Source organism: Aurantiacibacter gangjinensis (assembly GCF_001886695.1).
Lineage (GTDB): Bacteria > Pseudomonadota > Alphaproteobacteria > Sphingomonadales > Sphingomonadaceae > Alteraurantiacibacter > Alteraurantiacibacter gangjinensis.
Genome location: NZ_CP018097.1, coordinates 2,230,144 through 2,253,310, shown reverse-complemented (window position 1 = coordinate 2,253,310; position 23,167 = coordinate 2,230,144). Strand labels below are relative to the sequence as shown.

The following is a 23,167-nucleotide window of genomic DNA, read 5'->3' as shown; positions in this document are numbered from 1 at the left end:
TTTGCCTAAACGAGTCGCATGTCAGGTGAACTCAGAGACAATCGCGGTCGCGGCGAGGCGGAATGGGGCTTGCCGGCGGTCCATCCCGAAGGCCGCAAATTCGGTGTCATCGCCATCGGTGTCGCGCTGTTCTTCGGGCTGGTCGTGGGATGGGAAGCGCTAGGCTGGCTTCTGGCGGCGCTTTCTGCAGGCATCTTCGCCTTCTTCCGCGACCCGGAGCGGGTCGTGCCGCAGGGTGACAATGCCATTGTATCGCCAGCCGATGGGCAGGTTTCACTGATCGCACAGGTTCCGCCGCCGGTGGAAATGCAGAATGCTGCAGAAGATGGCAGTCCGGGCCTCGGCAGCGACCCGGTGACGCGCATCTCCATTTTCATGTCGGTCTTCGATGTGCACATCAATCGCTCTCCGATTGCCGGTACGATCCGGCGTATCATCTATGTGCCGGGCCGCTTCATGAATGCCGATCTCGACAAGGCGAGTGACGATAATGAGCGCCAGCACATGCTGGTGGAGCGGGCCGATGGCACGCGCATCGCCTTCACCCAGATCGCGGGGCTCGTGGCGCGGCGGATCGTGCCTTTCGTGAAGCCGGGCGACATTGTGGCGGCTGGCCAGCGCATCGGGCTGATCCGTTTTGGCAGCAGGGTTGATATATATCTGCCTGCTGGCACGGACGCCAAGGTGTTGCTGGGCCAGCGCGTGATTGCAGGCGAGACTATCCTTGCCGAGATCGGCACGACGGGCCTGCTGGAAGGGGTCAATCAATGAGCGGCGATATAAACGATGGCCGGGGCGACCCTTCCGACGATTTCGACCAGGACGACACAGCACCGCCGGGGCCTGCATGGCTCGGTCCGCGGGCAAGCGAGGGCGAGTTTGTGACCCGTTCGCGCGGAGGTCGTGGGCTTTCGATGCGGGCCGTGCTGCCCAATGCCATTACGACCGCTGCGCTTGCATCGGGGCTGACCAGCATCCTTTTTGCCGTGGCGGAGCAATGGCCGCAGGCCGTGTTCGCCATGATTATTGCCGGCATTCTCGACACGATGGATGGGCGTGTTGCGCGGCTGCTGAAGGCGCAGTCGCGCTTCGGGGCGGAGCTGGACAGCCTCGCCGATTCCGCCGGGTTCGGCATCGCGCCTGCGCTGGTGCTCTATCTCTGGGCGCTGGTCGAGGCGCCGCGCTTCGGCTGGTTGGCGGCGCTGGCTTACGCTATTTGCTGCGCGCTGCGCCTCGCGCGCTTCAACGCGCAGATCGATGCTGACGACGGGCCGCGCAAGAAAGCCGGATATCTCACCGGAGTGCCTGCACCGATGGGAGCGGGTTTTGCTTTCATGCCCATGTATCTCTGGCTGGCGACCGGCCAAGATATTTTCCGTGATCCATTGCTGGTGGGGCCCTGGGTCATCTTCATTGCCTTGCTGATGGTATCGAGCATTGCCACACCAAGTTGGAAATCGCTGCGGCCCAAGGGCGATGCGAAGCTGGCTCTGATTGCCTTGGCTGGCCTGATGGTCGGCGGCCTGTTGTTGGAGACGTGGTGGACGCTGATCCTGATCGGAGTCGTCTATATGGCGCTGATTGCGTGGGCGGCGATCGGTTATGGCCGCATAAGGCGGGCTAACGCGCGGGCTGCTGCTGCCGACGGGAGCGCTACACCGCCGCCATCGCAAAAGCCTCTTGCGGTCGACGAAGTCGAACAGGCTTTGGCGAAGAAGCGCGATTGATCGCCTGCAATTCGGCATAAGCTTCACGGCCACGCGCAAGGGCGAAGCGCAGCGACGCGGCGCAAACAGCAAGGGCGAGCGCGGCCACGAAGCCGACGAACACCGAGATCGCAAATGCCAGAGCCATTATATGTCCTTTCCGTGACCCGGAGGTCGCTGCATTAACCTGCGGGGTGACTTCGCGGTTCCGCTGCGCCCCGTTCATGCACCCTTTGTTCCACCTATGTTCCAGCTGGTCAAGCAATTTTGTTCCACGTCTGTTCCAGGCTTGCATCCGTAAAACCGCGTAGAAGCAAAAATCGGCAGAATACCGCGATTTTTTCCGGTCGGTGTCGTTTGAGGGTGGCTTTTATGTTGAAGCACAGCTAAAGGGCGCGCCGTCGAGCAGGCGTTTGCGAATCAACGCACGTGCCATCGTTCGGCAAATTCACATGGAAGGCGCTGACATACCGGTGCTGCCCGCGGGTCTTCTCCCAAGGGTCGGTTCCCTGCCTTCCAGAGGTTAAACCGGAAAGGAATTATCTATGGCGGCTCCTACCGTCACGATGCAGCAATTGATCGAGGCCGGCGCACATTTCGGCCACCAGACCCACCGTTGGAACCCGCGCATGAAGCCGTATATCTTCGGCGCGCGCAACGGCGTTCACATCATCGACCTGTCGCAGACCGTGCCCCTGATGGCGCGCGCACTCGACTTCGTGTCCTCCACCGTGCGCGCAGGCGGCAAGGTGCTGTTCGTCGGCACGAAGCGCCAGGCGCAGGAGCCGATTGCCGAGGCAGCGCGTTCGTGCGGCCAGCACTTCGTCAACCACCGCTGGCTGGGCGGCATGCTCACCAACTGGAAGACGATCTCCGGCTCCATCCGCGAGCTGAAGAACCTCGAGGAAAAGCTGGCCGGCGACACCAGCCTGCTGACCAAGAAGGAAGTCCTCCAGCTGACGCGCAAGAAGGACAAGCTGGAAATGTCGCTGGGCGGCATTCGCGACATGGGCGGCATTCCGGACGTGATGTTCGTGATCGACGCCAACAAGGAAGACCTCGCCATCAAGGAAGCAGGCGTGCTCGGCATCCCGGTGATCGGCGTGCTCGACACCAATGTCGATCCTAGCGGCATCGCTTTCCCGATCCCGGGTAATGACGACGCCAGCCGCGCCGTGCGCCTGTATTGCGATGCGATCGCAGCAGCCGCCTCGACCGGCTCGACCGAAGGCGTGGTGGATTCAGGTGCCGACATCGGCGCCATGGACGCACCGCCCGCCGAAGCGGCTGCCGAGGAACCCAAGGCGGAAGAGGCCAAGGCCGACGCCTGATCTTCCGGTGATGCGCGCACGCGGCTTGATTTGACGCCCGCGCGTCACATTTCAGCGACAATGCGCCGGTTCGTCCCCATGGGCGGACCGGCCCCATTCCAATTAGAGGATACGAACCATGGCTGCATTTACCGCATCCGATGTGAAGGCCCTGCGCGAAAAGACCGGCGCGGGCATGATGGACGCCAAGAAGGCGCTGGAAGCCAGCAATGGCGATATCGAAGCTGCCGTCGACGCGCTGCGCGCCAAGGGCCTGGCAACCGCGCAGAAGAAGTCCAGCCGCACCGCGGCAGAGGGCCTTGTGGGCGTGGCCACCGATGGCATTCGCGGCGTGGCCGTGGAAGTGAACTCGGAAACGGACTTCGTCGCCAAGAACGACAAGTTCCAGGATTTCGTGCGTAAGACGACCGACGTCGCACTCGGCCTCGAAAGCGACGATGTCGAAGCGCTGAAGGCTGCATCCTATCCCGATGGCGGCACGGTGGGCGACAAGCTGACCGACAACGTGGCTACCATCGGCGAGAACCAGCAGCTGCGCCGCATGAAGACCATCTCCGTCTCGCAGGGCGCCGTGGTGCCTTACGTGCACAATGCCGCTGCTGATGGCCTCGGCAAGATCGGCGTGCTGGTGGCGCTGGAAGGCGATGCCAGCAACGATGTGCTGCAGGCATTGGGCAAGGACGTTGCCCAGCACGCGGCTGCCATGTTCCCGCAGGCGCTGGATGCCGATGGCCTCGACCAGGCCGTGATCGAGCGTGAACGTGCCATCGCACAGGAAAAGGCTGCCGAAAGCGGCAAGCCTGAGAACGTGCAGGAAAAGATGGTCGAAGGCGCGGTGAAGAAATACGCCAAGGAAAACGCGCTGCTCAGCCAAATCTTCGTGAAGGACGGCAAGGCGACTGTCGAAGAGCACGTCGCTCGCACCGCCAAGGAAGCCGGCGCGTCGATCAAACTGGTCGATTACGTCCGTTACCAGCTGGGTGAAGGCATCGAGAAGGACGAGGGCGACTTCGGCGCCGAAGTCGCGGCCTTGGCCGGACGGTAACTGATCAAGCGGAGAGTCCCGGCGTAGGCTGGGACCTCGCGAATTGTGGCGAGAGATTCCAGCCTTCGCTGGGACTCGCGATTAAGACAAAAAGGCCGCCGGAGTTCGCGCTTCGGCGGCCTTTTTCGTGCGTTCGGAACGGATGAGTTGGGCATGTTACGAAGTTGACACTGTCAACTTCGTCAATCGACTATTTACCTGTAAAGATTGGACTTTATGCTCGGGCAAAGTTGACACTCAGACCGGAGAGGCGCGAAACGCGTCTTCCGGAGAGGCTAAGGCAAGACCGACGATGGAAAAGAGCCGCCGCGAAGCTGCGACAGACGACAGCGTGTAGGAAAGACTAATCCACGCCCCGCAGTGTAACCAGCCACACCTGGGGCCGGGTGCCGAAGCGCAGGGGTAGCAGGCTGGTGCCCAGACCCGCGCCGACGATGGTGGTGCGACCGCCCTCTACCACTTCGCCGCAGGCATACCGGTCGCCATAGGCCGAGATGCTGCGGACTGCGTCGATGAAAGGCACTTCGATCTGGCCGCAATGCGTATGCCCGGCCAGCACCAGCGAGATATCGCCCGGCACCTGCGGCGAGACATCGGGGCTGTGGGTGAGGATCAGCCGTCCGCCTTCCAATCCTTCCATCTGGCGCAACACTTCGGAAAGATCGTCCCGCCGCGTATAGGCATCGTCCACGCCGCCCACCACCAGCGGCCCGATCTGCGCCGCCTCGTTTTGCAGCACGCGGATGCCGTGGCTGCGCAGCCCTGCCTGCAGACCATCCCAATCGAACCAGTGATCGTGATTGCCCGGCACCACCACCACGCCCAGCGGCGCGTCCAGCCCGGCAAGCGGAGCGACGACCTCTTCGGCGGTATAGATATGCGTCGCCGTACGCTTCTCGCTGACCAGGTCGCCAGCGATGAACACGGCATCCGCGCCCAGCGCGTTGACCTGTTCGACGATCTCCGCCAGCCGCGATGGCGGCATGTCAGGCCCCGCCACATGAATGTCGGAAAGCAATGCCACCGTCACCGGCTCTGCGCCCGGTGCCATGCCTTTCAAGGCCACTTCGGTGCGGAGGATTTCGGGATCGGCCATCGTGTCCGCACAGGCCTTCGCGCCCAGCGCAAAAGCGATCAGGACTGCGACCAGCAGCCACAACTTCCAGCGGCGCAATATCGGGGAAAGCCATCGGACCATAACTGCCTGCTTAAGCGTGCCGCTCTTTCGCACAAGCCTGTTGGCCAAAACCGCCGGGGAACACTTGGCAGGGCGGACCGCTCCCTCTACAGCCTCGCGAAACCGCGCGCCTTTTCAAGGGATACTTCACCAAATGCTCCTCCCCGACACCAAACGCATCCTGCTGAAGCTGTCGGGCGAAGTGCTGATGGGGGAGCAGGAGTTCGGCATCGATCCTGCCTATGTGTTGCGGCTGGCCGAAGAGGTGAAGGCGGCAAAGGAAACGGGGCTGGAAATCTGCCTCGTCATCGGCGGCGGCAATATCTTTCGCGGTATGGCAGGCGCAGCGCAGGGCATGGACCGCGCGCAGGCCGATTACATGGGCATGCTGGCCACCGTGATGAACGCGCTCGCCATGCAGAGCGCGCTGGAACAGCTGGGCGTCGATACCCGCGTGCAGAGCGCCATCCAGATGGACCAGGTGTGCGAGCCTGTGATCCGTCGCCGGGCGGAGCGGCACCTTGAAAAAGGGCGCATCGTGATTTTCGCCGCCGGTGTGGGCGCGCCCTATTTTACTACCGATTCCGGCGCGGCCCTGCGCGCTGCGGAAATGCGCTGCGATGCGCTGTTGAAAGGCACCAGTGTGGATGGCGTGTATGACGCCGATCCCAAGCGCAATCCCGATGCCACCCGTTTCGATACAGTCACCTATGACAAGGTGCTGGCGGACAATCTCAAAGTCATGGACGCTTCTGCCGTGGCGCTGTGCCGCGACAATGCCATCCCCATCGTGGTCTTCTCGATCCGCGAACGGGGCAATGTCGCGCGCGTGCTGGCGGGCGAGGGCGTGCAGACAATCGTGAAGAAGGACCAGTAAGCCATGAAATACGAAAAGAGCGACGTCGAGCGCCGCATGGATGGTGCGGTCGAAAGCCTGAAGGGCGATTTGTCCGGCCTGCGCACCGGCCGCGCCAATACCAGCCTGCTCGATCCGGTCGTGGTGGAAGTATATGGCGCGATGATGCCGCTGAACCAAGTCGCCACCGTCTCCGCGCCGGAGCCACGCATGCTGGCCGTGCAGGTGTGGGACAAGACCAATGTCTCTGCCGTGGAGAAGGGCATCACCAAGGCCAATCTCGGCCTCAATCCGATGACCGATGGCCAGACCGTGCGTTTGCCCATGCCCGACCTCAACGAAGAACGCCGCAAGGAACTGGCCAAGCTGGCAGGCGAATATGGCGAGAAGGCGAAGATCGCCATCCGCAATGTTCGCCGCGACGCGAACGAGGCGCTGAAGGAAGACGAGAAGAAGAAGGAAATCTCCGAAGACGACCGCAAGCGTCTGGAAGACGAGGTGCAGAAGCTGACCGACAGCCATGTGAGCGACGTGGACAGCGCGGTCGACAAGAAGGTGCAGGAAATCCTGACGCAGTGATTGGTGCGATTTCCGTCCTCCCCTCCTTTTCAAAGGAGGGGATCGAGGGGTGGTTTCGACACGCAAGTGTCGCATGCATGGGGCACCACCCCCAACCCCCTCCTCTGAAGAGGAGGGGGCTTTGAGCGCCCCATCTAACTACCCCCGCCATGTCGCCATCATCATGGATGGCAATGGCCGCTGGGCCAAACGCCGCGGGCTGCCGCGGGCGCTGGGCCACAAGCAGGGCGGCGAGGCTGTGCGTCGTACGGTGCAGGCGGCGGAAAATCTCGGGCTGGAATGCCTGACGTTGTACGCGTTCTCCAGCGAGAACTGGAAGCGTGACGACAGCGAAATCTCCGACCTGATGAACCTGATGCGCCGCTTCATCGAAGCCAATTTGGCCGACATGGTCGAGCGCAAGGTGCGACTGAAAATCATCGGCGATTACAGCGCTTTCGCGCCTGATATTGTCGAGCGGCTGGAAGATGCGCTGGAGCGCACGAAGGACGGCGAGCGCACGCTGGCCGTGGCGCTGAATTACGGCGCGCAGCAGGAAATCGTGCGCGCGGCGCAAAAGGCGTCAGAAGAGGGCTCTATCGACCTGGAGACGGTGGAAAAGCATCTCTACACTGCCGATCTGCCGCCGCTCGACCTGCTGATCCGCACCAGCGGCGAGGTCCGCCTGTCGAACTTCCTCTTGTGGCAGGCCGCCTATGCCGAGATGCTGTTTCTCGATGTGCTGTGGCCCGACTTCACCGAAGATCATCTGCGCGATGCCTGCGAAGAGTTCGTGACGCGGGAGCGACGCTATGGCGGCAGGTGACGATACCGGCGCAACGCCGCATCCGGTAGAGCCGGCGCAGAAGAAGAAGCGCCGCAAACGCCCCAAGGGGGAACGGCGACGCGACAAGATCAAGGCGCTGGCGGTCAAAGTCATGCCCGTGCCGCTATGGGTGCGGACCGGCGACTTGCCCGTCCGCGCCGCGAGCGGGCTGGTCATGGTCGCCATTACCGCGGCAGCGCTGTGGGCGGGGGACTATTGGTGGTCGGCCTTCGCCATGCTGGTGGGGCTGGTGACGCTGGGCGAATGGGTGCGCATCATCTGGCGCATGACGAAACAGCCACTACGCCGTGTGCTGGGTGTTGCGTTGGGCGTAATCTATGTCGGTTTCGGCGCATATGTGTTGGCTGTGCTCGGCAATGCGCAAGTCCTGGGCATGCCGGAGGGAATGCCGGCCTGGCCCGTAATCGCCATCATCGCCGCCGTCATTGCCACCGATACCGGAGCGTACTTTTCCGGCAGGACAATTGGCGGGCCTAAGATCGCACCGAAAATCAGTCCCTCCAAGACATGGGCCGGGCTGGCTGGCGGCATGATCGCTTCTGGCGCGGTTATGGCGGTCATCGCCGGTTATGCCACCGATCGCTCCGTCCTACTGGCTGCGGTCGTGGGCGCCGGGGCTGCCGTGATCGCCCAAGCGGGCGATTTCCTCGAAAGCGGGATGAAACGCCGCGCGGCGCTCAAGGATTCGGGCAATCTCATTCCCGGCCATGGCGGCTTCTTCGACCGGGTGGACGGGTTGATCGCTGTATCTTGGGTGGTTGGCATCATCATCCTGTTTGCTCTATTCAATCTCGAGATTTGATGACCCGCTCCATTTCCATCTTCGGGGCCACCGGCTCTATCGGCGATTCCACGCTCGACCTGCTGCGGAGCGATCGCGATGCGTGGGATGTCGCCGCGCTCAGCGCCAATTGCTCGGCGGAGAAGCTGGCGACTTTGGCGCGCGAATTCGGCGCAAAACTGGCGGTGGTAGGGGATGAAAGCTGCCTGCCGGAATTGCGGCAACATTTGGACGGATCAGGTATCGAGGCGACCGGGGGCAAGCAGGCGCTGTGCGATGCGGCTGCCATGCCGGTCGATATCAGCGTGGCCGCCATCGTCGGCTGCGCAGGGCTTGGCCCGACCATGGCCGCGATAGAGCAGGGCCACACCGTCGCGCTCGCCAACAAGGAAGCGCTGGTTTCGGCTGGCGAGGTAATGACCGCCAAGGTTGCCGAGCATGGCACAACGCTGCTGCCGGTCGATAGCGAGCACAATGCCATCTTCCAGTGCCTGGAAGGAAACGACCTTGCCGATGTGCGCTGGATCACGCTCACAGCCAGTGGCGGTCCGCTGCGCACCAAATCGCTGGCCGAACTTGAAGCGGTCACGCCCGAGCAGGCTGTCGCGCACCCGAATTGGGACATGGGCGCCAAGATCAGCGTCGATAGTGCCACCATGTTCAACAAGGGGCTGGAATTTATCGAGGCTTACCACCTCTTCCCAATCGGGCTGGATGCCTTGCGCATCATCGTCCACCCGCAAAGCGTGATCCACTCGATGGTCGAGTATCGCGACGGATCTACGCTGGCGCAGCTGGGGCCGAGCGACATGCGCGTGCCCATCGCCAGCGCGCTGGCCTATCCGGCGCGCATGGACACCGATCTAAAGCCGCTGGACCTAGCCAACATTGGCGAGCTGACGTTTTTTGCACCCGATGAAGAGCGCTTTCCCGCAACGAAACTGGCACGAGAAGCGGCCCATGCTGGCGGTGCGGCGCCGGCAGTGCTCAATGCCGCGAACGAGGTGGCCGTCGCGGCTTTCCTCGACGGTCAGATCAGGTTCACGCAAATTTCGGCAATAGTGGCTAGAACTCTCGACAATTACGCGCCGCCAGCGCCCGCCAGCCTCGACGATGTCCTCGCCGTCGATGCCGAGGCGAGGGCATGTGCGGCTGAGATGATGGAGCCCGCCTAGGTGGATTTTGAAAGTATTCCGTTCTGGCTGTACCCTGTCGGCTTCCTGCTGATGCTGGGGCCGCTGGTCGTGCTGCACGAGCTGGGCCACTATCTGGTAGGTCGCTGGTTCGGTGTGGGGGCGGAAGCCTTTTCCGTCGGCTTCGGGCGCGAAATTGCGGGCTATACCGACAGTCGCGGCACGCGCTGGAAGCTCTCGGCATTGCCGCTGGGAGGCTATGTGCAGTTCAAGGGCGACATGAACCCGGCCAGTATGCCGGACCCCGCCGCACCGAAGGAAGACGGCGCGTTCCAGCACGCGAAACTGTGGCAGAAGGCGCTGATTGTCGGTGCTGGCCCGGCCGCCAATCTGCTGATCGCTTTCCTTATCCTCTTCGCTTTTGTCATGGCCTTCGGCAAGGCCGTCACCCCTCCGGTGATTGAGAGCTTCGCCGAGGAATCGGTGGCGCAGGAGGCAGGTCTTCTTGCCGGTGACAGGATTGTCGCCATCGATGGCGAGCCGATTGACGATTTCAGCGACGTGCAAGGTCTGGTCGCGCCCTATCCGGGTGAAACGATCGACATCCGCGTGGAGCGAAACGGCTTGGAGCGCAGCGTGCCGGTGCAGATCGCCTCCATCGATATGGTCGACCGCTTCGGCAACGAATCCCGGCTGGGTATGCTCGGCGTTTACGCCGCAGCGGGCGAGCGCGTGGACGTTGGGCCGATAGAAGGGCTGGGCGAAGCCGGTGTCGAGATCGTGCGGATAACCGACATGATGGTCACCGGAATCGGCCAGATCATTACCGGCAAGCGCAGCGTGAAAGAACTGGGCGGACCCATCACCATCGCCAAGCTTTCGGGCGAGCGGCTGTCGCTCGGCTGGGTGGAATTCGCCTTCTTCGCCGCGCTCATTTCACTTAATTTGGCGTTCATCAACCTGCTGCCAATCCCCGCTCTCGACGGTGGCCATCTGGCTTTCTACGCGGCGGAAGCCATCCGTGGAAAACCGGCCAGCGCGCGCAGTCAGGAATGGGCCATGAGGGCCGGTATCGCAGTGGTGCTGGCGTTGATGCTGTTCGTGACAGTGATCGATATCGCCAAACTGCCGATGTTCGGCAGCTAGGCGGTAAAAACCCTTTCGTGGGGAAAGGACAGTCATTTCGGCACCATTTTCGGCAAGTTCGCTTGATTGCCAGTGTGGCATCGGGCAAGGGCGCTGTTCGCCCGGATCGCCGGACCATGAATGACCGCTGGGGGTCGAAAGCGGTTTATGGGATTGCCGGGTTTGGGTGTCGACAAGAGTGGACGGATAATGAGTTCCAAGATCAACACGATCATTTCTCGCAAGTTTTCCGTGGCCCTGCTGGGCTGCACCATGCTGGCCGGACTGCCGATGCAGGTCGCCGCGCAGGAGGAGGGCGATCCGCTCGATCCCGCGACCCTGCCGCAGCAGGGTGATGCCCAGACCCAGCAGCCTGTAGAGGCCGCTCCGGCTCCGCAAGCCGAAGAAAACCTGATCCGCCAGATTTCGGTGGTGGGCGCCCAGCGTCTGGAGGCGGAAACCATCGTCTCCTATATCAGCCTGCGCCCCGGCATGACCTACACCGCAGCCGCCGGTGACCAGGCGCTGCTCGACCTTGCCCGCACGGAACTCTTCGCCGACTACCAGATCAGTTTCAACAACGGCAATCTGGTGATCGAGGTCGAGGAAAACCCGATCATCAACCGCATTATTCTCGAGGGCAACAACCGCCTCGATGCGGATGAAATCGTCCCCGAGATCAACTTGGCGCCGCGCCAGATCTTCACCCGTTCGCGCGTGCGCGCCGATGTCGCCCGCATCATCGAGCTGTACAAGCGGCAGGGCCGTTTCGCTGCGACGGTGGAACCGCAAATGGTCATGCTCGACCAGAACCGCGTCGATGTGATTTTCGAGATTTCGGAAGGTCCGAAGTCCAAGGTCCGCCAGATCAACATCATCGGCAATGAAGTGTATTCCGATGGCGAGCTGCGCGACCAGATGTTCACGCGCGAGGCGGGCCTGCTCGCAATTTTCAGTTCCAACACCAGCTACGACCCGGACCGGCTGGCAGTCGATCAGCAGCGCCTGCGGCAGTTCTACCTGACCGAAGGCTATTCCGATTTCCGCGTCGTCTCCGCCGTGGCCGAGCTGACGCCCGACCGCCGCGACTTCATCATCACCTATGTGGTGGAAGAGGGTGAGCGCTACCGGTTCGGCGATGTCGAAGTAGTTAGCCAGCTGCGCGACTTCTCCAGCGAACAGCTTACCAGCCAGCTGCGCATCTCCGAAGGCGATTGGTACAATGCCGAACTGGTGGACGAGGTGGTGGAAGGCCTGACCGAGACCGCCGGCGCATTCGGCTATGCCTTTGCCGATGTGCGCCCGCGCATTGTCCGTAATCCCGAAACCCTCACCATGGACGTGACCTTCACCGTGGCCGATGCGCCGCGCGTCTATGTCGAGGCGGTGGAAATCAACGGCAACACGCTGACGCAGGACAAGGTGATCCGCCGCGAATTCCGTATTGCGGAAGGCGACGCTTTCTCCAGCCTGCAGGTCGCGCGGACTACCGCACGCATCAACTCGCTAGGCTATTTCCAGGAAAACTTCGAGGTCGAGCAGGTCGAAGGCTCTTCGCCCGACCGCATCATCCTGCAGGCCAACGTGCAGGAAAACCCGACCGGCGAACTTTCGCTGTCCGCCGGTTTCTCCTCGCTCGAAAGCTTCATCTTCAACGGTTCGATCCGACAGAACAATTTCCGCGGTCGCGGCCAGACGGTCGGGATCGGCGTCAACTATTCGCGCTTCTCGCGCTCGGGCAATATCAGCTTCACCGAACCCAAAGTGTTCGACCGCGATATCGCGCTGGGCTTCGACATTTACCGGCAGGACTATAATAACGGCTTCTTCGATCGCGACCGCGCGACCTTCGAGCAGGCGACCACCGGTTTCTCGCTGCGCACCGGCGTGCCGCTGACCGAATATATGAGCCTGCTGGGCACCTACACGCTCAACTATCAGGAAGTCTCCATTTCGGAGCAGCAGTTCTTCGCCGATTTCGACGGCGATGGCGAAGCGACCTGCGAGCCGCTGCTGGCAGGCCGTTACCTGTGCGATGCCATTGGTGACCGCTTGCAGTCGATCCTCGGCGTCTCGCTCAACTATTCCACATTGAATAGCCGAATTCGCCCGACGCGCGGCACCAATGCCTCTGCGACCGTGCAGTTTGCCGGACTGGGCGGCGATACGCGCTATCTTCGCATCCGCGCCAATGCCGCGCGGTTCTGGCCGCTTGGTAGCGGTTTTGTCGGCTCGCTCTCGCTTGAAGGCGGCTATATCAACGGCCTCGGCGACGATGTGCTGTTGGTGGACCGCTTCTTCCTCGGCGAAGGCCAGATCCGCGGCTTCGACATTCGCGGCGTCGGCCCGCGCGCTGTTCGCCGTTTCTATCTCGATGAAAATGGCGACGGACTGGACGAGGACGATCTGCTGCCGATCGGCGACGAACGTAACCAGGACGATGCGCTGGGCGGCAACGCCTATTACCTCGCCCGGGCAGAGCTGGAGATCCCGCTCGGCTCCGGCGCGCGCGAGCTGGGCCTGCGCCCGTCTGTGTTCGTCGATGTCGGCTCGGTTTTCAATGTCGAGACGCCGCAGCTCACCAATAGTCCGCTGCCCGATGGCCTGTTCATCCCGCAGCGCGATGGCGAGGGCAACCCGCTGTTCCAGCAATTCGTGCTGGATGACACGGGCGCTGTTGTGGACAGCATCCTCACGATCAATCCCATCGCGCCCGATGGCCGCACCAACTCGCCTGTCGGCACGCAATTGCCGCCATTCGTGGAGGAATTCGTCGGCGACACCGCTTCGCCGCGTGTGACCGCCGGTATCGGCGTCAACTGGAACTCGCCCTTCGGTCCGTTCAGGATCGATATCGCTTACGATGTGCTATCGCAGCGCGGCGACGAAACCAAAACATTCACATTCAATGTAGGAACGCAATTCTAATGAAAACTCTCGTGAAATCGGCAGCTCTCGCCGTTCTCGCCACCACGGCTGCCATGCCTGTCATGACCGCGCCCGCGGTGGCTCAGGTTAACGGAATGGCTACCGCCGACATCGTTGCAGCGGTCATCCGTTCGCAGGCTTTCCAGACCGGCTATCAGCAGGTCAACACGCAGTATCAGACGCAGCTGACCACGATCAATCAGCGCCAGCAGCAGCGCCAGCAGCTGGTGCAGAGCTTCGACACCAATGGCGACGGCCAGCTGGACCAGACCGAGCAGGCCGTTACGCAGGATGCCAGCAACACGACCGTGCAGCAGATCCAAGCGATCGACCGTGAAATCGCCCAATTGCAGCGCCCGATCGAGCTGGCGCGTCTCTATGTGCTGCAGCAGGTTGCGCAGCAATACCAACCCTCGCTCCAAGCTGTGATCTCGGCAAACAACATCCAGTTCGTGATCGCGCCCGATGCAGTTGTATATAACGCGCCCGCTGCCGACGTGACTGCGGCCGTGACGGACCAGATCAACACCCGCCTGCCCGCTGCCGCGATCACGCCGCCGGCCGACTTCCAGCCGACAGAAGCGCTGGTCGGCCTGTACCAGCAGGTGCAGCAGATCCTCGTGCTCAGCGCGATGCAGCAGCAGGCTCAGCAGCAGCAGGCCCAGCCTGCCGAAACCGGTCGCTAAAACGTAAGGGAAATGGGGCAGGGCCATGAGCGAGACGCCTGACTACGACGTCGTAAAAATCCTCGAGGCCCTGCCGCATCGTTATCCGCTGCTGCTGGTCGACAGGGTCAGCCATCTTGTGAAGGGTGAGAGCATCACCGCGATCAAGGGCGTGACCATGAACGAGCAATTCTTCCAGGGGCATTTCCCCGGTCGCCCGATCATGCCCGGCGTGTTGCAGGTGGAGGCGCTGGCGCAGGCCAGCGGCATCCTCGGCATCGAGACGCTGGAATTGGCCGGCACGGGCAAGCTCGTCTATTTCATGGCGATCGAGAACGCCAAGTTCCGCGCGCCGGTAGAGCCGGGCTGCCTGTTGACGTTGGAAAGCAAGTTCACCCAGCAGCGCAGCAAGGTGTGCAAGTTCGATTGCCGCGCCAGCGTCGATGGCAAGGTGACCTGCGAAGTCAGCATCACGGCGATGATCGCGGATGCTTAAAGGAGCCGCGATCCTCGCCGCTGCGGCATTGTGCTGTCCTGTCATCGCGCTTGCGCAAGAAGACACCGTTGCTGTCGAGCAGACTGCTGATAACGCCGAAATGGCGGAGATGTTCGCCCAGGACCAAAGCGCGCGCAGCACGCCGGGCGTGGATTGGACCGTGGTCGCGCAGGAAAACGCACAGCGCCGGGCGCGAACCCGCGAATTGCTCGATGCAGGCGAATTGCGCACCGGGCAGGATTATTGGCACGCCGCTTTCATCTTCCAGCATGGTTCGGAGCCGCGTGACTACCTGCTAGCCCATGCTCTGGCGGTTCATGCCATCGGGCTAGGCCATTAACGCGCCAGCTGGATCGCCGCAGCCACGCTCGACCGATATTTGCAGGCCACCGGTGCCGAACAGATTTACGGCACGCAGTCGATTTCGCGTCAGGGCGAACCGGTGACGCGTGAGCCTTACGATCGCGAACTGTTGACCGATGGCCTTCGCGCGGGCGCCAGCGTGCCTTCGCTTGAAGAACAGGACGCTGCTCTGGAAGCGATACAGGCGCGGATCGACGCGCTGATGGCCGACTGACAGCGCGGGCCGGACTTCGCTTGCTAATCGGGCGGCGCTTATGTAAGGCGCGCTCTTTCTGAAATTGGAGAGCCGGTCGGAACCGGTTCGCACCATAAAGGACACTACGCCATGAAGGCCGATACGCATCCCGATTACCACATGATTACGGTCAAGATGACCGACGGCACCGAGTTCCAGACGAAGAGCACCTGGGGCAAAGAGGGCGATACGATGAACCTCGAAATCGACCCCACCAGCCACCCGGCATGGACCGGCGGTCCGCAGCGTATCCAAGATGGCGGCCGTGTGGCAAAGTTCAACAAGCGTTTCGGCGGTCTGTCGCTGAAGAAGTCCGGCTAACCGGCTTCGCTTTCGCGTTTCCAAAGGGCGTCCCGGCGGGGCGCCCTTTTTGTTTCAATTGGTGACGATTGGTGTGCCGGTGGCTAATCTGAAATCCCACCCATTAAGCGACGTATCTTCAGGCGGCCCGAGTAGGAGCAGTAACTGCTACCACGACCGCGACCGGATCATTTCATCCTGTCGGCTCAGCTTTCAACGACATCAAAAGTTTTAATTTTGAGAGGTAAGCGTCCATATTTGCTTTTGAAGCGGTCGGCACGCAGCCGTCATTGTAGAAATATATCGTTTTCCCTGAACCCTCGCCATGAACATCGAGCTTTGCGAGATTTGCTGGGCCAAGGCCTTTGATATTCATTTTGTGCTTTGGATCATCCCACTCCGACCATTCGTCGGTAATTGTTCCTAAACACTTGTAGTTCCGATTAAAAAATGTCCAGCTTCCGTCGCGGTTTCTCGCCATACCGTATGGAAACATTGCTCGTTGGATATCAAAAAGTCCTCTCAACGCTTATCTCCTCTATCCCCACGGCTTTTCCCGATACCATTTGGTGATCACGTATTTCACGCCCTTGCGCACTTTCATCCCGTGATGGAGTGTCGCGGTGTTGAGCGAGCCGTCTGCGCGGTGATTGTCCCAGCATACCAGCTTGCCGGTTTCAGGCTGGAAGGTCTTTTTGATGACCTTGAACCGCGTACCGCCGCCAGCTTCCACGTCGTTCAGATAGATCATGAAGGTCCAGGTGCGATTGCCGGCAACGCTGCAGAACTTGTCGAAATCCGGGCCGTTCGGTTCGAAAAAATCGGTGTGGCCCTTGAACTCCTGCCCCACGGCATAGCGCTGTCCCTGCACCGGTTCGCCATGGGCAGGATCGATGCCGTTCAATGCGAATAGCCGCTTTTCAAGGTGTTTAACGGCAGGCTCATCCGGCGAGAGGTCGCAGGTTTCGCTAGTGCGGAAATAGTTGTCGCCATTGGCATCGGCGATGGTGGAGGGGCGGCGATCCTTGTCGATCAGGGCGATGAGGTCTGTGCAGAGATCCGCGGGCAGGAAGTCTGGATGGTCGAGCAAGACCAGCCGCTCGCTCGGCACGCGGCGCATATTGCCGTTCGCCATCAGGTGCTCGACGGTGGTTTCGCCCGGATTCGTCATCGGCACGCTGATAGGCGAGGGCGCGGCGCTCTCCAAGTGATGTAATTTTCTTGCGTTATGAGGCTGTCAGCGCACTTTTCGCTTTGCTCGAGCGGCCACTTGTGCAACAGGCCAGCGCCCGCCCCGAAAGCCGCTTGACCGGCGGGGCGAGGGCACTACAGCCGCGCATCTCGGCATGCGTGCTGTGCGATGTGGCGATCGTAGCTCAGTTGGTTAGAGCGCCGGTTTGTGGTACCGGAGGTCGGGGGTTCGAGACCCCTCGATCGCCCCATTTCTCCCCAGCATCCCTGCCAATAATGCAGCTGATATGGGCGGGAATACGATGCCGGCATTCTGGACAGAAGCGGATTTTGACGAGCATGAGCGGGTCGAGGTCGTGCATGATCGCGCATCGGGCCTCACCGCCATTATCGCGCTGCATTCCACCCATCTCGGCCCCGGCGCTGGCGGCACGCGGTTCTGGCATTATGCCGACCCCGCGAACGGCATGCGCGATGCGCTTCGCCTGTCGCGCGGTATGAGCTACAAAAACGCGATGGCCGGCCTGCCCATGGGCGGCGGCAAGGCCGTCGTGCTGCTGGATGCAGGCGGCAAAAAGACGACTGCCATGCTTCATGCTTTCGGCGATGCGGTGGAAGCGATGGGCGGGCAATATGTCACCGCCGAAGATGTCGGCGCGACGGTGGACGATATGGTGGCGGTGGCCACGCGCACGCAGCATGTGTGCGGCCTGCCCGTGGATGAAGACGACGCGGGCGGCGATCCGGGCCCGTTCACCGCCATGGGCATCTATCACGGCATCAAGGCCGCCGTGGCGCACAAGATCGGCAAGGACAGCATGGACGGCGTGCATGTCGCCATCCAGGGCGTAGGTTCTGTCGGCGGCGGCGTGGCTCGCCTGCTGGCAAAGGACGGCGCGCGCCTGACGATGGCCGATGTCGATGACAAGCGCGCGAAGGCGCTGGCCGACGAGCTGGATGGCGAGGCCGTCGCTGCCGACCAGATCATGTCGACCACTTGCGATGTGTTCAGCCCCAATGCCCTGGGCGCCATCCTCGACGATGAGGGCATTGCACGGCTTGACTGCCAAGTGGTGGCAGGCGGCGCGAACAACCAACTGGCGCGGCCCGAACATGGCCGGCTGCTGCACGATCGCGGCATTCTCTATGCGCCGGACTATGTCATCAATGCAGGCGGCATCATCAATGTCAGCCTCGAATATCTGTGCCGCCAGCATGGCGAGCCTTGTGATATCAACGAAGTGCGCAAGCGCATCGCCCAGATCCCGGGTCGCCTGAATGCCATCTGGGAAGAAAGCGCTGCGGGCGGACGGCCTTCCAACGAAGTGGCCGATGCGATGGCGCAGGCGCTCATCGGGCGAAACTGAGCCGCGCGAAACGGTCGGTTTTGCTTGTTCCCGCCGCGCCGCTTCCCTACATGCTGCGTGACGAGTTTTCCGACGAATTATGCACGGCTTCGCCAATCCTGCCCGCTTTCTGAGGATCGCCAAGTGGCTGACCCCGCTCTTGCTGGTGGGCGGCTTTCTGGTGACCGGTGCGGCGCTGCTGTGGGGCTATACACAGGTGCCACCAGACGCCTTGCAGGGCGATCTGGTGCGTATCTTGTTCGTGCATGTGCCAGCGGCATGGCTGGGCATGGGCGGGTGGATGGCCATCGCCATCGCCAGCCTCGTGGAACTGGTCTGGCGGCACCCGCTGGCGGCCATCGCCGCGCGCGCGGCCGCCCTGCCGGGCGCGGTGTTTGCGGCGATTTGTCTTGCCACCGGCTCCATCTGGGGGCGGCCTGCCTGGGGCACGTGGTGGGAGTGGGACGGTCGTCTTACATCCATGCTGGTGCTGCTGTTCCTCTATTTCGGCTACATGGCGCTGTCGAACGCGCTGGCCCGTGAAGGTCAGCCGAGCCGGATTGCCGCGATCTTCGGACTGGTGGGCGCGATCAACATCCCGATCATCAACCGCTCTGTCGTGTGGTGGAATTCGCTGCACCAGCCGCCCAGCATTACTGCGGGCGGCAGCGCGATTGACGCTGTCTATCTTTGGCCCCTGCTGGCGGCTGTAATCGGCTTCTCGCTGCTGTTCGGCGGCGTGGTGCTGGCGCGGATGCGCGCCATCCTTGCCGACATGCAGGCCGAAGCGCGTTTGCGGCGCAAGGCCCAGCAGGCGACGATGCGAACGCAGGCCGCGTCGTGAGGGAATCGCTGGATCACATGCTATTCGTAAACGCGTCCTACGCGGTGACGATCGTAGCGATGCTGGCCCTGGTCATCGGCAGCTGGATCGCCATGCGGCGCGCGGAGACCCGCCGGGACCGCGCAAAGGGCAGCAAGGCACGTGGCAAGTGAGCATGGGTCTGAAACCGAAACACCAGCGGCTCGTGCTGCTGAGCCTTGCACTGGTGGCCATTATCTGTGCCGGGCTGCTCGCGACCGTCGCCTTGCGTGACCAGGCGAGCTATTTCTACGTGCCCGCAGACATCGCAGCCGACCCGCCAGAGGCAGGGCGCGCCATTCGCCTTGGCGGGATGGTGGAGCACGGCTCCATCGCCACGCAGGAAGACGGGGTAACGGTGCAATTCGTGGTGCAGGACGGCGAGGCGCGCGTGCCTGTCACCTATACCGGCATACTGCCCGACCTGTTCGTGGAAGGCAGCGGCGTTGTCGCCGATGGCAGCATGAATGCCAGCGGCACGTTCGTCGCTGACAATCTTCTTGCCCGGCATGACGAGAATTACATGCCGCGCGAGCTGGAAGGCATGACGACAGAGCAAATCCGCGAAGAAGTGCAGGAAACGGTCGAGTGATCGCCGAGATCGGCCTCGCTGCGCTCTGGCTGGCTGCCGCCCTTGCCGTGCTGCAACTGCTGGGCGGTTTCATCGGCGCGCGGCGCGAGGATGCGCAGCTAGTGGCCTTGGTGCGCCCGGCGGCGATCTTGCAGGCGCTGCTTTGCATGACAGCCTTCGGCGCGCTGCTGTGGGTCTTCGCCATTACCGACCTTTCGGTAAAACTGGTCGCGTCCAATTCCCATTCGCTCAAGCCGATGATCTTCAAGCTGTCGGGCGCGTGGGGCAATCACGAAGGTTCCATGCTTTTGTGGGTCACGGTCATGGCCATGGCAGGCGGGCTGATCGCCAATGTCGAGCGTCGCCTGCCCGAACGCACCATGATGGCGACATTGAGTGCGCAGGCATTCGTGGCGCTCGGCTTTTTCGCCTTCCTGCTGCTGTCTTCCAACCCGTTCGAGCGGCTCGACCCCGCGCCGGTCGAGGGGAATGGCCTCAACCCGCTCCTGCAGGATATCGGTCTCGCCTTCCATCCGCCCACGCTATACATCGGCTATGTCGGCCTGTCGGTGGCCTTCAGCTTTGCCGTGGGCGCGCTGCTGACGCGCAATGTCACGCCCGATTTCGCCAAGGTGATGCGGCCATGGGTGCTCGGCGCGTGGGTGTTCTTGACCGTGGGCATCGTAGCCGGCTCCTACTGGGCGTATTACGAGCTGGGCTGGGGCGGCTGGTGGTTCTGGGATCCTGTTGAGAACGCCTCGCTTATGCCATGGCTGGCGGCGACGGCATTGCTGCATTCGGTCAGCGTGCTTGCCGCGCGCGATGCCTTGCGGACATGGACCATCATGCTTGGCGTCGTCGCCTTTTCGATGAGTATGCTCGGCACCTTCCTGGTGCGATCGGGCATTCTGACATCGGTGCACGCATTTGCCGTCGATCCGGAGCGCGGTAGCTTCATCCTTGGCCTGCTCATCCTGTATATCGGCGGCGCGCTGGTGATTTTCGCCCTGCGCGCCAATACGATTGCGGAGGGCAAGCGCTTCGCCCTGCTCAGCCGCGAAGGCGCGCTGGTGGTGAACAATGTCGGCCTGTCCGCCATTCTCGGTATCGTACTGCTCGGCACGCTGTATCCCCTGCTGACCGAAGCCTTCAATGTGCGCGTCTCTGTGGGGCCGCCATACTTCAATCCCGTCAGCGCGGTGTTCTTCCTGCCCATGCTGGTGGTGCTGATGGTTGGCCCACTGCTGCGTTGGCGGAAGGACAGTTTTACGCGCATCCGCCTGCCCGTCATGATCGCAGTCGTAGCCGCGCTCGCGGCGCTACTGCTTGCGTGGTTGTTGAGCGATATCGGCATCCTGCCATTGCTGGGCCTTGCGCTGGCGGCCGGCGTGGCAATCGCAAGCGTCATGCCTTTGCGGGGCCGCAACCTGCGCCGCCTGCCATTACCCGTATGGGGCATGTGTATTGCCCATTTCGGAATCGCCGTGGCGCTCTTCGGCATGGCATCCGACACCGCCTTCCAGCAGGAGCGTCTGGTCGCGGCGCGCCCCGGGCAGACGGTCGAAGTCGGCCCATGGAATGCGACACTCGCCGCGGTCAGCCCGGTCGCCGGGCCGAACTGGACAGCGATGCAGGGCGATCTTCTGGTGTCCTACCGAGGCGCCGAGCCTGTCCCGGCCCAGCCGCAATCACGCAGTTTCTGGACGCCGGTGATGGAAACCAGCGAAGTGGCGCTCGTCACGCGCTGGAACGGGCAGCTGTATGTCGCCATCGGCAATCAGGCGGATGACGGACGTTGGCAGCTGCGCCTGTGGTGGAAGCCCTTTGTGACCTTCATTTGGTATGGCGGCCTGCTGATTGCGCTGGGCGGTGTGCTGTCGCTGCTGGGCCGCGTGACCGGCGATGTGCGCCGCCGCACGGCCACGCGCCGCATCGCCGCGCGCCGGGCAGAGGAGGCCGCGCTGTGAGGCGGCTTCGCTATACGCTCTGGTCCATTGTCGGCGTGGTCGCACTGGTCTTCGGCCTTTTCGCCTACCAACTGTCTCAGCCGAAAAACGACTTCGTGCAAAGCGCGATGGTGGGTGAAGCGATACCTGCTTTCGCACTGGACGCGATGGTCGATAGTCGGCCGGGCCTTTCCAGCGCGGACTTGGCCGATGGCACGCCCAAGCTGCTGAATGTCTTCGCCAGCTGGTGCATTCCGTGCGCGGCAGAAGCACCGCAGCTGGAAGCGCTGGAGCGGCAGGGCGCGCAGATCGTCGCCGTCGCCATCCGTGACCGGCCCGAGGACGTCGAGCGCTTCCTGCAGAATTACGGCAATCCCTTCACCCGCATCGGGCGCGACGATATCTCCGAAGTGCAGCTCGCGCTCGGCTCCTCCGGCGTGCCGGAGACTTTCGTGGTCGATGGCAATGGCGTGATCACCTACCAGCATATCGGCGATATACGCGACAGCGATGTGCCGGTGCTGCTCGAAGAATTGCGAAAGGCGGGCGGGTGATGCGCTGGGTTGCCTTGATAGCGTTGGCATTGATCGCGATGCCAGTTGCAGCGCAGGACCGCGTGCCGCCCGCGCCCTATGCCTACACCCAGCTTGAAGACCCCGCGCTGGAAGCCGAAGCGCGAGAGCTGATGTACGAGCTGCGTTGCCTCGAATGCCAGAGCCAGTCCATCGCCGATAGCGATGCGCCCATGGCGGGTGACATGCGCCACCAGGTCCGCAGCCGCATCGCCGCGGGCGAGAGTCCCGACGAAGTGCGCGACTGGCTGGTCAGCCGCTACGGTGATTATGTGACCTTCGAGCCGCAAATCAGCGCGACCACATGGCCGCTTTTCGTGCTGCCGGTGCTGGTGCTGCTGCTGGCAGGCGGCATCATGCTGCGCCGCTTCAAGCGCCACCGGTCGAGCGATACCGCATGACCTGGCTGCTGGTTATCGCCTTGGCGCTGGGCGCATTCGCGCTCGCCGTGTTTTTGTTCGACCTGCCGCGCGCGGTATGGACCAGCCTCGGCGCAATCCTCGCCTTCGGGCTTGCAGGCTATGCGCTGCAGGCCAATCCGGATCTCCCCGCCGCTCCCAAATCCGCCGCCACTGCCAGCGAAGACCAGCTTTTCGATGTCGTCGAGGCGAGGCGCGAATTCGTGAGCGAGGGCGAAGCCTCGCGCGCCGATATTCTCGTCACCTCCGATGCCATGGCGCGGCGCGGTCGCTATGCCGAGGCGGCGCAATTGTTGACCCGTGTCACCCGCGAAGACCCGCAGGATTTCGAGGCATGGCTGGCGCAGGGCATCGCGCTCACCGAACATGCCGACGGAACGCTGTCGCGCGCATCGCTGCATGCCTTCCAGCGCGCTGCCATGGCAAAGCCGGACAATCTGGCCCCCGGTTACTTCATTGGCCTGTCACTGGCACGGCAGGGCAGGCTGATGGACGCGCGCGAGACATGGGCGGACGCGCTGGAGCAGGGCGCAGGCGACGCCGCGGGTCGCGATCTGTTCGTTTTCCAGCTCCAGCGGATCGACGCGGCCATCGCTGCCACGAGCGGCCAGATGCCGCCGCAAACAAATGCCGCACCTGAACAATTCGCAGACACCCCCTGATGCTGCGCCGCACAATGTTGCGGCGCGCGACAAGGACTGCTACCGCGCGCGC

The 23,167-nt window shown here is 62.6% G+C and carries 27 protein-coding genes and 1 tRNA gene; 25 read left to right on the top strand and 3 right to left on the bottom strand.

Translation table 11 applies throughout. The features are described 5' to 3' along the window. Window positions 1–18 precede the first annotated feature (18 nt). From BMF35_RS10995 to tsf, 4 genes are all read left to right on the top strand, one after another. Entirely contained in the window at window positions 19–771 is a 753-nt protein-coding gene (locus tag BMF35_RS10995; protein ID WP_047005975.1) for a phosphatidylserine decarboxylase, read from the top strand. Further along, window positions 768–1,727, top strand: a complete 960-nt coding sequence (locus BMF35_RS10990) for a CDP-alcohol phosphatidyltransferase family protein (RefSeq protein WP_064971394.1) — start codon at window positions 768–770, stop codon at window positions 1,725–1,727. The genes BMF35_RS10995 and BMF35_RS10990 overlap by 4 nt, the downstream gene beginning before the upstream one ends. A gap of 524 nt (window positions 1,728–2,251) precedes the next feature. Then, complete coding sequence (rpsB, locus tag BMF35_RS10985) at window positions 2,252–3,037, top strand: 30S ribosomal protein S2 (RefSeq protein WP_047005974.1); 786 nt, start codon at window positions 2,252–2,254, stop codon at window positions 3,035–3,037. 118 nt (window positions 3,038–3,155) lie between these two features. Next, window positions 3,156–4,082 (top strand): translation elongation factor Ts, encoded by a 927-nt coding sequence (gene tsf / locus BMF35_RS10980; protein WP_047005973.1) that lies wholly within the window; start codon window positions 3,156–3,158, stop codon window positions 4,080–4,082. Window positions 4,083–4,425: 343 nt separating this feature from the next. On the opposite strand, the gene BMF35_RS10975 is transcribed toward tsf, so the two are convergent. Next, window positions 4,426–5,256, bottom strand: coding sequence for a metallophosphoesterase (locus BMF35_RS10975; protein ID WP_236781522.1), 831 nt, complete (start codon window positions 5,254–5,256; stop codon window positions 4,426–4,428). Between the two features lie 157 nt (window positions 5,257–5,413). On the opposite strand from BMF35_RS10975, the gene pyrH reads away from it, so the two are divergent. From pyrH to rpmE, 12 genes are all read left to right on the top strand, one after another. Further along, window positions 5,414–6,136, top strand: coding sequence for a UMP kinase (pyrH, locus tag BMF35_RS10970; RefSeq protein ID WP_047005972.1), 723 nt, complete (start codon window positions 5,414–5,416; stop codon window positions 6,134–6,136). Between the two features lie 3 nt (window positions 6,137–6,139). Further along, on the top strand, window positions 6,140–6,694 hold the full coding sequence (gene frr, locus BMF35_RS10965; protein ID WP_047005971.1) for a ribosome recycling factor: 555 nt from the start codon (window positions 6,140–6,142) through the stop codon (window positions 6,692–6,694). A 163-nt stretch (window positions 6,695–6,857) separates the two neighbouring features. Then, complete coding sequence (uppS, locus tag BMF35_RS10960; RefSeq protein ID WP_047005970.1) at window positions 6,858–7,499, top strand: polyprenyl diphosphate synthase; 642 nt, start codon at window positions 6,858–6,860, stop codon at window positions 7,497–7,499. After that, window positions 7,486–8,322, top strand: coding sequence for a phosphatidate cytidylyltransferase (locus BMF35_RS10955; RefSeq protein ID WP_052765922.1), 837 nt, complete (start codon window positions 7,486–7,488; stop codon window positions 8,320–8,322). The genes uppS and BMF35_RS10955 overlap by 14 nt, the downstream gene beginning before the upstream one ends. Beyond that, window positions 8,322–9,476, top strand: coding sequence for a 1-deoxy-D-xylulose-5-phosphate reductoisomerase (dxr, locus tag BMF35_RS10950; protein ID WP_047005969.1), 1,155 nt, complete (start codon window positions 8,322–8,324; stop codon window positions 9,474–9,476). The genes BMF35_RS10955 and dxr overlap by 1 nt, the downstream gene beginning before the upstream one ends. Window positions 9,477–9,527: 51 nt before the next feature. Next, a complete protein-coding gene (gene rseP, locus BMF35_RS10945) occupies window positions 9,528–10,580 on the top strand; it encodes an RIP metalloprotease RseP (protein WP_047006533.1) in 1,053 nt (350 codons plus the stop codon). Window positions 10,581–10,769: 189 nt separating this feature from the next. Beyond that, the gene (gene bamA / locus BMF35_RS10940; protein WP_047005968.1) at window positions 10,770–13,487 is read left to right on the top strand and encodes an outer membrane protein assembly factor BamA; all 2,718 of its coding nucleotides are present in this window, start codon (window positions 10,770–10,772) and stop codon (window positions 13,485–13,487) included. Beyond that, window positions 13,487–14,173, top strand: coding sequence for an OmpH family outer membrane protein (locus BMF35_RS10935; protein ID WP_047005967.1), 687 nt, complete (start codon window positions 13,487–13,489; stop codon window positions 14,171–14,173). Before bamA ends, BMF35_RS10935 begins: the two co-directional genes overlap by 1 nt. 25 nt (window positions 14,174–14,198) lie before the next feature. Next, a complete protein-coding gene (gene fabZ / locus BMF35_RS10930) occupies window positions 14,199–14,648 on the top strand; it encodes a 3-hydroxyacyl-ACP dehydratase FabZ (RefSeq protein ID WP_047005966.1) in 450 nt (149 codons plus the stop codon). Next, window positions 14,641–14,988 carry a hypothetical protein gene (locus BMF35_RS13795; RefSeq protein WP_052765921.1) on the top strand — a complete coding sequence of 116 codons (348 nt, stop codon included), beginning with the start codon at window positions 14,641–14,643 and terminating at the stop codon, window positions 14,986–14,988. Before fabZ ends, BMF35_RS13795 begins: the two co-directional genes overlap by 8 nt. A 39-nt stretch (window positions 14,989–15,027) precedes the next feature. Continuing rightward, window positions 15,028–15,225, top strand: a complete 198-nt coding sequence (locus tag BMF35_RS13790) for a hypothetical protein (RefSeq protein WP_052765920.1) — start codon at window positions 15,028–15,030, stop codon at window positions 15,223–15,225. Window positions 15,226–15,336: 111 nt separating this feature from the next. Further along, entirely contained in the window at window positions 15,337–15,567 is a 231-nt protein-coding gene (gene rpmE / locus BMF35_RS10920; protein ID WP_047005965.1) for a 50S ribosomal protein L31, read from the top strand. A gap of 172 nt (window positions 15,568–15,739) precedes the next feature. Here the strand turns inward: rpmE and BMF35_RS13680 are convergent, their stop codons facing one another. Beyond that, entirely contained in the window at window positions 15,740–16,072 is a 333-nt protein-coding gene (locus tag BMF35_RS13680; RefSeq protein ID WP_156172046.1) for a hypothetical protein, read from the bottom strand. Window positions 16,073–16,084: 12 nt separating this feature from the next. Next, window positions 16,085–16,717, bottom strand: a complete 633-nt coding sequence (locus BMF35_RS10915; RefSeq protein ID WP_047005964.1) for a prolyl hydroxylase family protein — start codon at window positions 16,715–16,717, stop codon at window positions 16,085–16,087. A 194-nt stretch (window positions 16,718–16,911) separates the two neighbouring features. On the opposite strand from BMF35_RS10915, the gene BMF35_RS10910 reads away from it, so the two are divergent. The 9 genes from BMF35_RS10910 to BMF35_RS10870 all read left to right on the top strand — a co-directional run bounded on the left by BMF35_RS10910 (window position 16,912) and on the right by BMF35_RS10870 (window position 23,115). Next, window positions 16,912–16,988, top strand: a tRNA-His gene (locus tag BMF35_RS10910). Between the two features lie 51 nt (window positions 16,989–17,039). Then, on the top strand, window positions 17,040–18,104 hold the full coding sequence (locus tag BMF35_RS10905) for a Leu/Phe/Val dehydrogenase (RefSeq protein WP_047006532.1): 1,065 nt from the start codon (window positions 17,040–17,042) through the stop codon (window positions 18,102–18,104). Between the two features lie 79 nt (window positions 18,105–18,183). After that, the gene (gene ccmC, locus BMF35_RS10900; RefSeq protein ID WP_047005963.1) at window positions 18,184–18,927 is read left to right on the top strand and encodes a heme ABC transporter permease CcmC; all 744 of its coding nucleotides are present in this window, start codon (window positions 18,184–18,186) and stop codon (window positions 18,925–18,927) included. Next, the gene (gene ccmD, locus BMF35_RS13675; RefSeq protein ID WP_156172045.1) at window positions 18,924–19,079 is read left to right on the top strand and encodes a heme exporter protein CcmD; all 156 of its coding nucleotides are present in this window, start codon (window positions 18,924–18,926) and stop codon (window positions 19,077–19,079) included. The genes ccmC and ccmD overlap by 4 nt, the downstream gene beginning before the upstream one ends. Window positions 19,080–19,081: 2 nt before the next feature. After that, a complete protein-coding gene (ccmE, locus tag BMF35_RS10890; protein WP_047005962.1) occupies window positions 19,082–19,537 on the top strand; it encodes a cytochrome c maturation protein CcmE in 456 nt (151 codons plus the stop codon). Continuing rightward, window positions 19,534–21,483, top strand: coding sequence for a heme lyase CcmF/NrfE family subunit (locus tag BMF35_RS10885; protein WP_047005961.1), 1,950 nt, complete (start codon window positions 19,534–19,536; stop codon window positions 21,481–21,483). Before ccmE ends, BMF35_RS10885 begins: the two co-directional genes overlap by 4 nt. Continuing rightward, window positions 21,480–22,016 carry a redoxin family protein gene (locus BMF35_RS10880; RefSeq protein ID WP_047005960.1) on the top strand — a complete coding sequence of 179 codons (537 nt, stop codon included), beginning with the start codon at window positions 21,480–21,482 and terminating at the stop codon, window positions 22,014–22,016. Before BMF35_RS10885 ends, BMF35_RS10880 begins: the two co-directional genes overlap by 4 nt. Continuing rightward, on the top strand, window positions 22,016–22,435 hold the full coding sequence (locus BMF35_RS10875; RefSeq protein WP_047005959.1) for a cytochrome c-type biogenesis protein: 420 nt from the start codon (window positions 22,016–22,018) through the stop codon (window positions 22,433–22,435). The genes BMF35_RS10880 and BMF35_RS10875 overlap by 1 nt, the downstream gene beginning before the upstream one ends. Beyond that, the gene (locus BMF35_RS10870) at window positions 22,432–23,115 is read left to right on the top strand and encodes a hypothetical protein (RefSeq protein ID WP_047005958.1); all 684 of its coding nucleotides are present in this window, start codon (window positions 22,432–22,434) and stop codon (window positions 23,113–23,115) included. Before BMF35_RS10875 ends, BMF35_RS10870 begins: the two co-directional genes overlap by 4 nt. Window positions 23,116–23,167 lie beyond the last annotated feature (52 nt).

Excerpts from the sequence above, each read along its gene's own strand:
- BMF35_RS10995 (WP_047005975.1), top strand. The coding sequence starts at position 19 with ATGTCAGGTGAACTCAGAGACAATCGCGGTCGCGGCGAGGCGGAATGG.
- BMF35_RS10990 (WP_064971394.1), top strand. The coding sequence starts at position 768 with ATGAGCGGCGATATAAACGATGGCCGGGGCGACCCTTCCGACGATTTC.
- rpsB (WP_047005974.1), top strand. The coding sequence starts at position 2,252 with ATGGCGGCTCCTACCGTCACGATGCAGCAATTGATCGAGGCCGGCGCA.
- tsf (WP_047005973.1), top strand. The coding sequence starts at position 3,156 with ATGGCTGCATTTACCGCATCCGATGTGAAGGCCCTGCGCGAAAAGACC.
- pyrH (WP_047005972.1), top strand. The coding sequence starts at position 5,414 with ATGCTCCTCCCCGACACCAAACGCATCCTGCTGAAGCTGTCGGGCGAA.
- frr (WP_047005971.1), top strand. The coding sequence starts at position 6,140 with ATGAAATACGAAAAGAGCGACGTCGAGCGCCGCATGGATGGTGCGGTC.
- uppS (WP_047005970.1), top strand. The coding sequence starts at position 6,858 with ATGGATGGCAATGGCCGCTGGGCCAAACGCCGCGGGCTGCCGCGGGCG.
- BMF35_RS10955 (WP_052765922.1), top strand. The coding sequence starts at position 7,486 with ATGGCGGCAGGTGACGATACCGGCGCAACGCCGCATCCGGTAGAGCCG.
- dxr (WP_047005969.1), top strand. The coding sequence starts at position 8,322 with ATGACCCGCTCCATTTCCATCTTCGGGGCCACCGGCTCTATCGGCGAT.
- rseP (WP_047006533.1), top strand. The coding sequence starts at position 9,528 with ATGCTGGGGCCGCTGGTCGTGCTGCACGAGCTGGGCCACTATCTGGTA.
- bamA (WP_047005968.1), top strand. The coding sequence starts at position 10,770 with ATGAGTTCCAAGATCAACACGATCATTTCTCGCAAGTTTTCCGTGGCC.
- BMF35_RS10935 (WP_047005967.1), top strand. The coding sequence starts at position 13,487 with ATGAAAACTCTCGTGAAATCGGCAGCTCTCGCCGTTCTCGCCACCACG.
- fabZ (WP_047005966.1), top strand. The coding sequence starts at position 14,199 with ATGAGCGAGACGCCTGACTACGACGTCGTAAAAATCCTCGAGGCCCTG.
- BMF35_RS13795 (WP_052765921.1), top strand. The coding sequence starts at position 14,641 with ATGCTTAAAGGAGCCGCGATCCTCGCCGCTGCGGCATTGTGCTGTCCT.
- rpmE (WP_047005965.1), top strand. The coding sequence starts at position 15,337 with ATGAAGGCCGATACGCATCCCGATTACCACATGATTACGGTCAAGATG.
- BMF35_RS10915 (WP_047005964.1), bottom strand. The coding sequence starts at position 16,717 with ATGACGAATCCGGGCGAAACCACCGTCGAGCACCTGATGGCGAACGGC.
- BMF35_RS10905 (WP_047006532.1), top strand. The coding sequence starts at position 17,040 with ATGCCGGCATTCTGGACAGAAGCGGATTTTGACGAGCATGAGCGGGTC.
- ccmC (WP_047005963.1), top strand. The coding sequence starts at position 18,184 with ATGCACGGCTTCGCCAATCCTGCCCGCTTTCTGAGGATCGCCAAGTGG.
- ccmE (WP_047005962.1), top strand. The coding sequence starts at position 19,082 with ATGGGTCTGAAACCGAAACACCAGCGGCTCGTGCTGCTGAGCCTTGCA.
- BMF35_RS10875 (WP_047005959.1), top strand. The coding sequence starts at position 22,016 with ATGCGCTGGGTTGCCTTGATAGCGTTGGCATTGATCGCGATGCCAGTT.
- BMF35_RS10870 (WP_047005958.1), top strand. The coding sequence starts at position 22,432 with ATGACCTGGCTGCTGGTTATCGCCTTGGCGCTGGGCGCATTCGCGCTC.